General features: G+C 62.4%; 11 protein-coding genes. 7 read left to right on the forward strand and 4 right to left on the reverse strand.

What is annotated here, in order from left to right:
* Positions 1 to 36 precede the first annotated feature (36 nt).
* On the forward strand, positions 37 to 1,377 hold the full coding sequence (locus tag J3454_RS01805) for a hypothetical protein (RefSeq protein WP_349512048.1): 1,341 nt from the start codon (positions 37 to 39) through the stop codon (positions 1,375 to 1,377).
* Between the two features lie 82 nt (positions 1,378 to 1,459).
* Here J3454_RS01805 and J3454_RS01810 read toward each other — a convergent pair whose 3' ends face one another.
* Positions 1,460 to 2,173, reverse strand: a complete 714-nt coding sequence (locus J3454_RS01810) for an NYN domain-containing protein (RefSeq protein ID WP_349512049.1) — start codon at positions 2,171 to 2,173, stop codon at positions 1,460 to 1,462.
* A 103-nt stretch (positions 2,174 to 2,276) separates the two neighbouring features.
* Between J3454_RS01810 and lipA the strand changes: the two genes are divergently transcribed.
* Together lipA and J3454_RS01820 are read left to right on the forward strand one after the other, a co-directional pair.
* Entirely contained in the window at positions 2,277 to 3,236 is a 960-nt protein-coding gene (gene lipA, locus J3454_RS01815) for a lipoyl synthase (protein ID WP_349512050.1), read from the forward strand.
* Positions 3,236 to 3,697 (forward strand): type II toxin-antitoxin system RatA family toxin, encoded by a 462-nt coding sequence (locus J3454_RS01820; RefSeq protein WP_349512051.1) that lies wholly within the window; start codon positions 3,236 to 3,238, stop codon positions 3,695 to 3,697. The genes lipA and J3454_RS01820 overlap by 1 nt, the downstream gene beginning before the upstream one ends.
* On the opposite strand, the gene J3454_RS01825 is transcribed toward J3454_RS01820, so the two are convergent.
* From J3454_RS01825 to J3454_RS01835, 3 genes are read right to left on the reverse strand one after another with little or no spacing between them, the layout of a single operon-like run.
* Positions 3,658 to 4,170 carry a CinA family protein gene (locus J3454_RS01825; RefSeq protein WP_349512052.1) on the reverse strand — a complete coding sequence of 171 codons (513 nt, stop codon included), beginning with the start codon at positions 4,168 to 4,170 and terminating at the stop codon, positions 3,658 to 3,660. The genes J3454_RS01820 and J3454_RS01825 overlap by 40 nt on opposite strands.
* A gap of 6 nt (positions 4,171 to 4,176) precedes the next feature.
* Complete coding sequence (locus J3454_RS01830) at positions 4,177 to 4,743, reverse strand: hypothetical protein (protein ID WP_349512053.1); 567 nt, start codon at positions 4,741 to 4,743, stop codon at positions 4,177 to 4,179.
* Between the two features lie 13 nt (positions 4,744 to 4,756).
* A complete protein-coding gene (locus tag J3454_RS01835) occupies positions 4,757 to 5,926 on the reverse strand; it encodes a bifunctional 2-C-methyl-D-erythritol 4-phosphate cytidylyltransferase/2-C-methyl-D-erythritol 2,4-cyclodiphosphate synthase (protein ID WP_349512054.1) in 1,170 nt (389 codons plus the stop codon).
* Positions 5,927 to 6,005: 79 nt separating this feature from the next.
* Here J3454_RS01835 and dusB point away from each other — a divergent pair, with 79 nt between their 5' ends.
* The 4 genes from dusB to J3454_RS01855 all read left to right on the forward strand — a co-directional run bounded on the left by dusB (position 6,006) and on the right by J3454_RS01855 (position 11,913).
* Positions 6,006 to 7,022: a tRNA dihydrouridine synthase DusB gene (gene dusB / locus J3454_RS01840; RefSeq protein WP_349512055.1), complete on the forward strand. Its 1,017-nt coding sequence runs from the start codon at positions 6,006 to 6,008 to the stop codon at positions 7,020 to 7,022.
* 30 nt (positions 7,023 to 7,052) lie between these two features.
* Positions 7,053 to 8,156, forward strand: a complete 1,104-nt coding sequence (locus J3454_RS01845; protein ID WP_349512056.1) for a two-component system sensor histidine kinase NtrB — start codon at positions 7,053 to 7,055, stop codon at positions 8,154 to 8,156.
* Positions 8,157 to 8,159: 3 nt separating this feature from the next.
* Entirely contained in the window at positions 8,160 to 9,614 is a 1,455-nt protein-coding gene (locus tag J3454_RS01850; RefSeq protein WP_349512057.1) for a sigma-54-dependent transcriptional regulator, read from the forward strand.
* Positions 9,615 to 9,693: 79 nt separating this feature from the next.
* The gene (locus tag J3454_RS01855) at positions 9,694 to 11,913 is read left to right on the forward strand and encodes a sensor histidine kinase (protein WP_349512058.1); all 2,220 of its coding nucleotides are present in this window, start codon (positions 9,694 to 9,696) and stop codon (positions 11,911 to 11,913) included.
* The last annotated feature ends 29 nt before the right edge of the window (positions 11,914 to 11,942 follow it).

Below are 11,942 nucleotides of genomic sequence, written 5' to 3' on the forward strand. Positions count from 1 at the left end.
CGTGCCGCCCGGACAGACAATTATCTGGAGGATGAATTGACCGAACTTTCTTCGATCCGTCGCGGTAACCGTGGGCTCATGCGGCAACTTGCGCTTGCTATCGCACTGGCCGGCGGCACGGCAATACTGGCCGCGCCCGGCCTTACCGATCCGGCTCATGCGCAGAAGCGCGATAAGAAGAAGAAGGACGAAGAACCGAAGGCGCAGTACTCGAAGGAATTCGTGGCCGCCTATCAGCCGCTTAACGACGCGATCAACGCTGAAGGAACCGATGTCAGCGCGCTGCTTCCGCAGTTGCAGGCGCTGGTCCAGTCTGCCGTGTCGCCGGACGAGAAACAGGCTGTTGGCGGGCTCGTCTACAATGCCGGTTCCAAGATGCAGGACAGATCGCTCCAGCTGCAGGGCATGGAACTGCTGCTTTCGAGCGGGAAGCTGCCTGCCGAACAGGTCGGTCGCTACAATTTCAACGCCTATCAATTGGCCAACGCGCTGCAGGATTACCCCACGTCGCGCACCTATCTGCAGCGGGCGATCGACAATAATTTCACCACTGAAACGGTTACCACTGCCGATCTCGAAATCACCATGGCCGAAAGCTATTTCTCGTCCGGGGATGTTGCCGAGGGGCTGGCATACCTCGACAAGGCAATCGCCGCGCGCAAGGCGCAGGGCCAAGAAGTCGATCCGCAGTGGTATCGCCGCGGGATCACCGTTGCCTACAACAACAAGGCCGTACCGCAGATCTATGACATCGTGGTCGATTGGGTCAGCGATTATCCGTCGCCCGAAAACTGGCGCGATGCGATCAACCTGACCCGCAATCTGAACGATTACGCAGACGCCGAAATTCTCGATCTGCTGCGCCTTTCCAACCGGGCCGGCGTTTTGACCGAGAAGCAGGACTACCTGTATTACATCGAATCCGCCGATCCGCGGCGCCTGCCCAAAGAAGTCAAGGACCTGATCGATCAGGCCTATGCCAAGGGTGCCTTGAGCAAGGATGACATATATGTCGCGGATTCGTTGAGCACGGCCAACAGCCGCATCGCCTCTGATCGTGCCGAACTTCCCTCGTTGGAAAGGGATGCGAGCGCGCCCTCGGCAGGGTTGCGTACCGTATTCGCGGCTGGTGATGCGTTCCTGAGTTATGGCGACTATGCCAAGGCTGTGACCTTCTACGAAAAGAGCCTCGGCATGGCAGGGGTCGATCGGAATGTAGCATTGACCCGCCTCGGGATCGCCCAGACCGCTCTCGGCAACCACGCGGCCGCGCAGGCGTCCTTCGAGAAGGTCGAAGGGGCACGGATGCCTATCGCAAGATTGTGGGCCACGTATGCGGCGCAACAGGCCGGCGGCGCAACCGCAGCGGCCAGCTGAACCGCTCAAGATTGCAGCATTATCGAACGGGGGCGACAGACTTTGGTCTGTCGCCCCTATCCGTTCCGGTGTCCCGCAGGCGTCAGCGAAGGCGCTTCACCCAGATTTGATTGTCAGCGCGACGTTCGGTCTTGAAGTTCTCGAGCGAGGCAAACAGTTCCGAAAGGCTCTTGAAGCCATAGTTGCGCACGTCGAAGCTGGAACGGTTTCCGGCGATCTGACCGACCTGCTGGATCTTCGCGAATCCCTCCTCATCGCGCTTCGCCTCCCTGTAAGCGGCAAGGATGAGTTCCTGTAGGTCCTGCAGCCCTTGGTTTCCTTCGGACTTGGAGACCGGAAGCTCGTCACGCGAGCTGGCGATCAGCTCGTCGATGTAGAGAAAGCGGGTGCAGACCGCCTGGAATGCTTCCGGCGTCTTCTTCTCGCCAAATCCATAGACGAGAATGCCGTCCTGCCGCAGCCGGGTGACGAGCGGTGTGAAGTCGCTGTCGGATGTCATGATCCCGAAGCCGTCGACCTTGCCCTGGTAAAGCAGGTCGATCGCATCGATGGTCATCGCCATATCGGTCGCATTCTTGCCTTTCGATATATCGAATTGCTGCTGCGGGCGGATGCCGAACTTGTTGGTGATCCTGTCCCACTTCGACAGATTGTCCTTGGCGAAATTGCCATAGGCGCGGCGGATATTGACCTGCCCCAACTCGGCCATCACGGTCAGCACCGGATCGATCGCCTGGGGCGAGGTGTTGTCTGCATCAATCAGCAGGGCGATGTTCTTGAGCGTGGTTTCGGACATGGTCGGCCTATGAAGCCTGGTTGCTTGATCGACAAGTCGGCCATCGAAAAGGTGAACTGCGCCGCGCTTGCGGGAAGGGCTCCGCGCCCCTAAATGGCAGGCTATGAACGATCTTGCCAGCACGCCGCAGCCCGACCCTTCTGCCGAGCGCCCCGCGCGTCAGCGCAAGCCCGACTGGATTCGCGTGCGTGCGCCGGTAAGCGAGGGCTATCACGAAACCCGGCGGCTGATGCGCGAACTCAACCTCAACACCGTGTGCGAGGAAGCCGCCTGTCCGAATATCGGCGAATGCTGGACCAAAAAGCACGCCACGGTGATGATCCTAGGTGACGTCTGCACCCGCGCCTGCGCGTTCTGCAACGTCAAGACCGGGATGCCCCGCGCGGTCGATCCGATGGAGCCGGAGAACACCGCCATCGCCGCGGCCAAGATGGGGCTGGAACATATCGTCATCACCAGCGTCGACCGCGACGATCTGCCCGATGGCGGCGCGATGCAGTTCGTCAAGGTGATCGAGGCGCTGCGCCGCAATACGCCCAGCACCACGATCGAGATTCTCACCCCCGATTTCCGCGGCAAGATGCGCCGTGCGGTGGAGATGATCTGCGAAGCCGGGCCTGATGTCTACAATCACAATCTCGAAACCGTGCCGCGGCTCTATCCCACCATCCGTCCGGGGGCGCGCTACTATGCCTCGCTGCGGTTGCTGGAAGAGGTGAAAGCGCACAATCCGCTGATTTTCACCAAGTCGGGCATCATGCTGGGGCTGGGCGAACAGCGGCTCGAAGTGCATCAGGTGATGGATGACATGCGCAGCGCCGAAGTCGATTTCATCACGATGGGGCAGTATCTCCAGCCCACGCCGAAGCACGCCAAGGTCGAGGAATTCGTCACTCCCAAGGCGTTCAACGCCTATGGCGCGATTGCCCGCGCGAAGGGCTTCCTTCAGGTTGCGGCAACGCCGCTGACCCGGTCAAGCTACCATGCTGGTGATGATTTCGCAGTGATGCGCGCCGCGCGCGAGGAAAAACTTGCAGCCGCGCGGGAGCGGGCAAAGCCGTAATGCCCGGCATCCGCGAAACCCGGCGATTGCCCTACAGCGCGCAGCAGATGTTCGATCTGGTGGCGGATGTGGGTCGCTATGGCGAATTCCTGCCGTGGGTGATCGCGACGCGGGTGCGCAGCGATTCCGAGACGGAGATGGTTGCCGACATGGTGGTGGGTTTCAAATCCTTGCGGGAAAGCTTCACCTCGCGGGTGTCCAAGGAGCGGCCCCGGATGATCGACGTTCATTACATCGACGGGCCGTTGAGCGATCTCGATAATATCTGGACGTTCCGGCCGATCGACGAGACCAGTTGCGAAATAGATTTCGTGGTCGAATTCACCTTCAAGAACCGCCTGTTTGAGCGGATTGCCGGGCAATATTTCGACAAGGCCTTCCGCAAGATGGTGGAAGCCTTCGAAAAGCGGGCAGAGCAGCTTTACGGCAGCAGCAATTCGAGCGCACAGAGCGTCGCCTGACGGCGGATTTCGGCCCGTCCATCCGGCCCTTCGCCCCCTTCGAAGAACTTCAATTCGCCCTCGGGCTCTCCGGCGGCGGTACGGACCACGCGGGCGAAGACCACCGTGCCGACCGGCTTCAATGACGTGCCGCCGCCCGGCCCGGCCACCCCGCTGATCGCCACCGCGACATCGGCTCCCGAACGCTCCAGCGCGCCCTTCGCCATCGCCCAGGCACACGCGATCGAGACCGCGCCGAAGGTTTCGATGATGTCGCTGGCGACCCCCAGCATCTCCATCTTGGCTTCGTTCGAATAGGTCACGAAGCCACGGTCGAGCACTGCGGATGAGCCTGCGATTTCGGTCAACGCTGCCGCAACGAGTCCCCCGGTGCAGCTTTCCGCCACGGCGACCTTGCGCGAAGAAGCCGTGTTTTCCGACACGACCCTGGCGGCAAGTGCAGCAACATCATCGGGCAGGAGGGAAAGGGGCATTGCCGGTTACTTCCTCGCCGGAGCGGGTGCGGGCGCAGCGCCGCAGATCGTCGGGTTCTTGAGATCGGTCAGTTCGGCGATAAAGGCGATCAGCCCCGCGACATTCTCGGTCGGCAGCGGGCTCAGCAACTCCAGTCCGCGCTCGATCTTGTCGCATGATTCGGGTTTGATCTCCTCGGCAATCATCTGACCCACCAGGCCGTCGACAAACGGACGCAGCGATTCTTCGGGCAGGGCGGCGATCATCGCCGTCATATCGGCGTCCGCTCTGCCCTTGTCGGCGCTGTCCTGTGCCATGAAGGTCTTGAGTAGCCGAAAGGCGCCGGGCCAAGCACCGTCCTGCCGTTCGCGGAAACCGTCGATGAAGGTGTCGCCGCCGCGCGCCATGAAGCCATCCGTGTTGAGCCGAGCGGCGCATCGGGTGCTGAACGCGTCATAGGCGATCGGCATGGCATAGATCACCGTGTCGCCGAGATCGTCCGGCGCAACGCATGCCTGCTGCTGCGCCTGAGCGGCCTGCGCAGAAACAAGCGCGGCAAAAGCCATGGCAGGGGCAAGAATATTTCTGTTCATCAAGCTCATCCTCTCACGCAAGCGTCAATGCAACAATGGCTTGGGCTGCGATCCCTTCGCCGCGTCCGGTGAAGCCCAGTTTTTCGGTAGTGGTCGCCTTGATGCTCACCGCGCCCTCCGCAAGGCCGGTCAGCCGAGCCACTTCGGCACGCATGGCAGGCCGGTGCGGGCCGATCTTGGGCGCTTCGCAGATCAGGGTAAGATCGATATTGGCGATTGCATAGCCTGCATCGCGGGCAAGGCCGACAGCGTGTTCGAGAAAGCGCCCTGATCGTGCGCCGCGCCATTGCGGATCGCTGGGGGGGAAATGCGTGCCGATATCGCCTTCGCCGATCGCCCCGAGCACGGCATCGGTGATGGCATGGAGCGCGACGTCGGCATCCGAATGACCGGCCAGCCCCATGTCGTGCGGGACCTGCACCCCGCACAGCCACAATTCCTCGCCCGGTTCGAGCCGGTGGACATCGAAGCCCTGACCGACCCGAAAGGCGGGCAAATGGGAAGGGGGTGAGCCGGTATTCACGAAATCCTCCGCAAAGGTGATTTTCCTGAGGCGCTCGTCACCTTCGACCAGCGCAACTGAACCGGAGCTTTCCATCAGCACCTGCGCGTCATCGCCTGCATCGGTCGCGCCGTCCCAGTCGCGGTGGGCCGCAAGAATCGCGTCGAAGCGAAAGGCCTGCGGCGTCTGCACACGGCGCAGCGCTTCGCGGACTGCCTTGCCGGCCATCACCTCGCCATCCCCCGCCACCGCAAGGCTGTCCACCACGGGAAGCACGGGAATAGCGCCCGGTTGACGATCCAGCGCCGCCAGCAGCCGCTCAATAACGGCAGTCGGCAGATCGGGGCGGGCGGCATCGTGGATCAGAACCGATCCAGGCGCATCGGCGGCAAGCGCCTCCAGCCCATTGCGGACCGAATCCTGACGGGTTGCACCTCCGGCGACAAGTCGTACGCCGTCGACACCCGCGAGCGCAGCTTCGGCGGCATTTTCTCCATCGGCGGCAATCACCACCACCAGCGGCTGTGCACCTGCCGCGACCAGCGCTTCGACCGAATGGCGGATCAGCGGCTTGCCGCGCCAGATGCGAAACTGCTTGGGCAGATCGCCGCCGACGCGCAGGCCTTTGCCCGCGGCAACCACTATGGCCGCAAATGAGGGAAGGGCTGGGGGGATCGCCATGGCGGCCGTTCGCTTAAGGTCTGGACGCGCTTTCGGCAATCCACTATGCGACTGCCTAAATATTAGGCACCCCTAGGCAATGACCATGTTTCTCACCCCTCCGGCGCTCAAGCCGATTGCCATCGGCTCGGTCGCAATTGCCGAGCCGGTGGTGCTGGCGCCGATGACCGGTGTCACCGATATGCCGTTCCGGACGCTGGTGCGGCGCTATGGCTCAGGGCTCAACGTCACAGAGATGGTGGCGACCGAGGCGGCGATCCGCGAAACCCGCCAGAGCGTTCAGAAGACCGCGTGGGACCGGATCGAGGAGCCGGTTTCGATGCAGCTGGTCGGCTGCGATCCCGCCAGCATGGCCGAGGCGGCGAAACTGCAGGAAGGCAACGGCGCGGCGATCATCGACATCAATTTCGGCTGCCCGGTGCGCAAGGTCGTCGGCCAGCTCGCCGGCAGCGCTTTGATGCGCGAAGTGCCGCTCGCCGTGCGCCTGATGGAAGCGACGGTGAAGGCGGTAAAGGTGCCCGTCACGGTCAAGATGCGCATGGGCTGGTGCCATGATAGCCTGAACGCGCCGGAACTGGCCCGCATGGCCGAAGATATCGGCGTGCAGATGATCACCGTCCACGGCCGCACCCGCAACCAGATGTACAAGGGCAGCGCGGACTGGGCTTTCGTGCGCAAGGTCAAGGACGCGGTGAACATTCCCGTGATCGTCAATGGCGACATCTGCACCATCGACGATGCTGCAAAGGCCCTCGAACAATCCGGCGCAGACGGGCTGATGATCGGGCGCGGTGCCTATGGCAAGCCGTGGCTGCTGGGGCAGGTGATGCACTGGTGGCGCACCGGAGAAGCGCGGGCAGAACCCGGCATCAACGAACAATACGCTGTGCTGATGGAACACTACCAGCGCATGCTCGATCATTATGGCCGTGACACCGGAGTGAAGATGGCTCGCAAGCATCTGGGCTGGTATTCCAAGGGCCTGCACGGTTCGGCCGAGTTCCGCAATAAGGCCAATTTCATCGACGACCCCGATCAGGTGCTCGGCGAAATCGAGCGGTTTTATACGCCTTTCCTGATGCAGCAGGCAGCCTGATCGGTGGCTTCCATTGTGCCGACGGGAGAAATGGGCACTCCCGCTATGGCCGCAGCGCTCAAGGCCGACAGCCTGCCAGATGCCCGCGCGCAGATTTCCGGGCTTATCTTTGCGGTCATTCTGATCGATCAAGTCGGCGTGATCGCGGAGGTCAATCATGCTGCCGAAAGCTTGCTCGGCACCAGCGCAAGCCGGATTGTCGGTGCATCTTTGACTGAGCGGATCGGGCCGCTCGACCCGCGCGTCGAAGCGCGCCTGCGCGAGCCGGACGAGGCACTGGTTGCGCGGGACCTCGCCATCATGGCGGGTAGTGCGGAAATCCGCGTCAACATGACCGTGTCGCCGCTCGGCACATTTCCGGGGTGGCGCGTGGTGACGATTTCGGAAATCGGCCATGAAGATCCCGGCCAAAAGCAGGGCGGTGATGCCATGCTCGGCGCGCCTGCAGTGCTCGCGCATGAGATCAAGAACCCGCTCGCGGCCATTCGCGGTGCAGGCCAGCTGATTGCGCGCAAGCTTCCCGATGGCGACAAGAAACTGGCCCGCATGATTACCGACGAGGTCGACCGGATTGCCCGGCTGATTGACCGGATGCAGCAACTTGGCAGCACCCGAACCGGACCGGTCGAGCCGTGCAATCCCCACGAGGCCATCCGCACGGCCATCGCCACGGTGCGCGCGGCAGAGGGCGAGCGGGGCGCGGTCGAGATTCGCGAGGAATTCGACCCTTCGCTTCCGCCAGTGTTGGCCAATCGCGATGCTCTGGAACAGGTGCTCATCAACCTTGTATCGAATGCCCGGGATGCGGCACTCGAAGGGTTGGGGGCAGCCGAAATCGCGGTGCAGACCCGGTTTGTCAGCGGGCTGGCGTTCAGCGCGATCAGGCATGGCCGTGCAGTGCCGCTTTCGATCGAGATCACAGTGACCGACAATGGTCCCGGCATCGCGCCCGAACTGCGCGATCATGTGTTCGAACCGTTCGTTTCGTCCAAGACCTCGGGACAGGGGTTGGGCCTTTCGTTGGTGCGCAAGCTCGTGCGCGACATGAATGGCAATATCAGTCACGACCGCGACCAGCGCGGTGGGTTGACGAATTTTCGTCTGCATCTTCCGCAGGCCCGGCGCGAAGGGTAATCGATGGGCACTTCGGGCAAACAGGCGATCCTTCTGGTCGAAGATGATGCGGCCATCGCAACGGTCATAACGGCGGCGCTCGAGGACGAGGGCTTCGCGATCTCCCACTGCACCGGCATTGCAGCTCGCGACCGCCTGCTGAAGCAGCACGGCTTTGCATTGATGCTGACGGACGTAATTCTCGAAGACGGAGATGGCCTTGCCAGCCTTGCGGCGGTCCGCGAACGCGCGCCGGACATGCCGGTCATCGTGCTGTCGGCACAGAACACGCTCGACACCGCAGTGCGCGCGAGCGAGAGCGACGCCTTCGAATACTTTCCGAAGCCATTCGATCTCGACGAGCTCGTCCATGCGGTGCGGCAAGCGGTGGGCCAACGCGCCAACCTTGCGCAGTCCGAGGCAGAGGTCGAGGGAGAAGCGGAAGGCGTGGGCACGCGCATGCCGCTGGTTGGGCGCAGCACGGCAATGCAAAGCGTCTACCGCATGATAACCCGCGTGCTGCGTAACGATCTCACGGTGTTGATAACCGGGGAAAGCGGCACCGGTAAGGAACTGGTGGCCGAAGCGATCCACGAACTCGGCAATCGTCGCACTGGCCCTTTCGTGGCGGTCAATACCGCCGCGATCCCGGCGGATCTGGTGGAAAGCGAGCTGTTCGGGCACGAAAAGGGTGCATTTACCGGAGCGATTGCGCAGGCGATCGGAAAGTTCGAGCAGGCTAATGGCGGGACCCTGTTCCTAGACGAGATCGGCGATATGCCCGCCGAAGCGCAGACCCGGCTGCTGCGGGCGCTGCAATCGGGGCGCATCCGGCGGGTTGGCGGGCGGCAGGAAATCGCCGTCAATGTCCGTATCATCGCCGCCACCAATCGCGATCTTGCGCCGATGATCGCTGCCGGCACCTTTCGAGAGGATCTGTTCTATCGCCTCAACGTGGTGCCGATCGAATTGCCGCCGTTGCGCGAGCGGCGCGAGGATATCGGCGCCTTGGTGCAGCATTTCCTGATCCTTGCCGCCGAAGATGGCCTGCCGCGCCGCACGCTGACGCCCGAGGCCGTCAACCGACTTGAGCAGCGGGCGTGGCGCGGCAATGTGCGCGAATTGCGGAATGTGGTATACCGACTTGCGCTGATGGCGCGGGAGGACCGGATCGATGCGGAAAGCCTTGCGGACATCATCGGGGAGGAAATCACCTTTGGCGCCGGCCCGGTTCGCGAAAATGGCGGCAGTTTCGCATCCGCTTTGGCTGCATGGCTGGCAAGCGAAACGTTGCCGCCCGGAACGCTTTATCACCGCGCTTTGGCGGCATTCGAGAAGCCCTTGATCGAGCATGCTCTGGGGAGAACCGGTGGCAACCAACTGCGCGCGGCGCAGTTGCTCGGCATCAATCGCAACACCTTGCGCAAACGAATCGGTGAACTGGGCCTCGAACCCGATCGTTTCTCGCAGCCATCCTGAGCGGGATTGGCCATAACCTCAGTTTCGGCTTGCGCAATTGCCACACCATTGTTGTAAAGGAGCAACGATGGATGCGCCCATGACCCGAACGCCGAGCCTTGCGCCGCGACAATCTCCGCGTTGGTGGCGCCGGTTTATCGTCGCCTCGCGGCGCGCAAATATCTTTGGGTGGCTCGAGCTGTTGTGTGCCGTCGCGCTGTTGGCGGCCATTGGTGCCACTTATCTGACCTATTCGCGCACATCGGCACCCGACGATCTGCTGCCGACAATGCAGGTTTCGCTCATCCTCATGGCGACCCTGGTGCCGGCGATGGCATTGCTCGTGCTGATCGGTCGCCGGGTGGCGTTGCGCCGCGCTTCCGGCAGCACCGCGCGGCTGCACGTACGATTGGTGTTCTTTTTCTCGATGGTGGCCGCTCTGCCCACGCTGCTGGTTGCCGGGTTTGCCGCGTTCCTGTTTCAGACCGGAGTCGATTTCTGGTTCTCCGATGATTCCCGCGGCCTGATGGAGAACGCCAACGCGCTGGCGCAGAATTACTACGATGCCAATCAACGCGACGTGCAGCAGGAAACGCTGGCGATGGCGAGCGATATGCGTTTCATTCTGGAACGAGTCGCGATCACCGATGGCGATTTCCCGGATTTCTACGCCTTGCAGGCGCAAGGCCGAAAAATTTCGGAAAGCGCGATCCTGCAACGCATGTCAGACGGTTCTCTGCGTACGGCGGCCATCCTGGACCTGACCGAGGACAATAGCCTACTCGATTTCAGTCGTGATGCCCTGCCGCGTCTCGCTCAGGGGGAATTTGTCGTGGTGGTCGGAAGCCCCGAGCGCATCGAAGCGCTTGCGCCGATCGATCCTGATAGCGGCATCTTCCTATATAACGCCCGCACCACCGAAGAGAGCATGTTCAACTCGTGGTCGCGAGCGCAGTCGATTGTCGGCGCTTATGACCGGCTGACTGGCAGCGCACGGATGCTGCAGTTGCGCTTCAACATCGCACTGGTGGCGGTCAGCCTATTTTTGGTGGGATTGGCCATCTGGTTTGCGCTGCGCTTTGCCGACAGGCAGGTGAAACCTTTGACAGACCTTGTGGGGGCGGCGCGCAAGGTTGGGCAGGGCAACTTCGCGCTCAGGCTCGAAGGGCGCACCGGGGCGGACGAGATCGGCCTGCTCAATCGCGCGTTCAACCGGATGACCGGGCAGCTCGAGAAGCAGACACAGGCACTGGTCAGCGCCAATCGCCAGATCGACGATCGCCGCGCTTTCATGGAGGCGGTGCTCGAATCGGTCACGGCAGGCGTCATCTCGGTCGATGCGGAAAACCGCGTCATGCTGATGAATTCCTCGGCACAGGCGCTGCTCTCGCCTCCCGGCGCTGAAGGGGCGGACATGATCGGCCACGCGCTGGAGGAGCTTGCGCCCGAATTGTGCCGCATGATTGCGGAAGGCAAGGAACGGGCAATCATCACTCACGCCAAGGGAGCAGAATTGCTGACGCTCGCGGTAAAGCTGGCGCCCGGCACCAGCGGCCATGTCATCACCTTCGAGGATATCACCCGCCAGTTGCTCGATCAGCGGCAGGCGGCATGGGCCGATGTCGCCCGGCGGATCGCGCATGAGATCAAGAACCCGCTCACGCCCATCCAGCTCGCGACCGAGCGCCTCAAGCGGCGTTACCGCACGCAGGTCGGCGATGAGGACCGCGACCTGTTCGACGAACTGACCAGCACCATCGTGCGCCAGGTCGGCGACCTCAGAAAAATGGTCGACGAGTTCTCATCCTTCGCTCGCCTGCCCAAGCCGGTGTTCCGTGACGAGGATGCTCTGGATTTGGTGCGTCAGGCGGTTTTCCTGCAGGAAGTCGCGCATTCCGGGATTGCCTTCGGTGTCTCATCCACGAAACTTCTCGACCGCGAAGTACGCTGTGACCGGCATCAGTTCGGGCAGGCCATGACCAACGTGCTCAAGAATGCCGTGGAAGCCGTGGAAGCCCGAGCGAGCGAGGCGCGCGGCGAATATGCCGGCGAAATCGCGGTTACAATCGGCGATGCCGGGGATTCGATCATGGTCACGGTCGAGGATAACGGCGTCGGCCTTCCATCGGATCGTGACCGCATCACCGAGCCTTACGTGACCACCCGAGAGAAAGGTACCGGCCTCGGTCTCGCGATCGTCAACAAGATCGTCGACGAACATGGCGGCGACATGAGCTTCGCCAGTGCGGAGAGCGGAGGAACGCGCGTGACCATGCGCTTTGCCCGCAATCCCCAACCCGTCGATGGCCTGCCCGCCTGATGAACCCTGAACAGCTGACCGAAGGACAC

It is taken from the genome of Erythrobacter sp. NFXS35 (assembly GCF_040148725.1).
In the GTDB taxonomy this organism is placed as follows: domain Bacteria; phylum Pseudomonadota; class Alphaproteobacteria; order Sphingomonadales; family Sphingomonadaceae; genus Erythrobacter.

Bases quoted from the DNA above. Each gene is read 5' to 3' on its own strand.
- J3454_RS01845 (WP_349512056.1), top strand. From the start codon at position 7,053: ATGGGCACTCCCGCTATGGCCGCAGCGCTCAAGGCCGACAGCCTGCCA.
- J3454_RS01855 (WP_349512058.1), top strand. From the start codon at position 9,694: ATGACCCGAACGCCGAGCCTTGCGCCGCGACAATCTCCGCGTTGGTGG.
- J3454_RS01830 (WP_349512053.1), bottom strand. From the start codon at position 4,743: ATGAACAGAAATATTCTTGCCCCTGCCATGGCTTTTGCCGCGCTTGTT.
- J3454_RS01825 (WP_349512052.1), bottom strand. From the start codon at position 4,170: ATGCCCCTTTCCCTCCTGCCCGATGATGTTGCTGCACTTGCCGCCAGG.
- J3454_RS01850 (WP_349512057.1), top strand. From the start codon at position 8,160: ATGGGCACTTCGGGCAAACAGGCGATCCTTCTGGTCGAAGATGATGCG.
- J3454_RS01810 (WP_349512049.1), bottom strand. From the start codon at position 2,173: ATGTCCGAAACCACGCTCAAGAACATCGCCCTGCTGATTGATGCAGAC.
- J3454_RS01835 (WP_349512054.1), bottom strand. From the start codon at position 5,926: ATGGCGATCCCCCCAGCCCTTCCCTCATTTGCGGCCATAGTGGTTGCC.
- J3454_RS01820 (WP_349512051.1), top strand. From the start codon at position 3,236: ATGCCCGGCATCCGCGAAACCCGGCGATTGCCCTACAGCGCGCAGCAG.
- dusB (WP_349512055.1), top strand. From the start codon at position 6,006: ATGACCATGTTTCTCACCCCTCCGGCGCTCAAGCCGATTGCCATCGGC.
- lipA (WP_349512050.1), top strand. From the start codon at position 2,277: ATGAACGATCTTGCCAGCACGCCGCAGCCCGACCCTTCTGCCGAGCGC.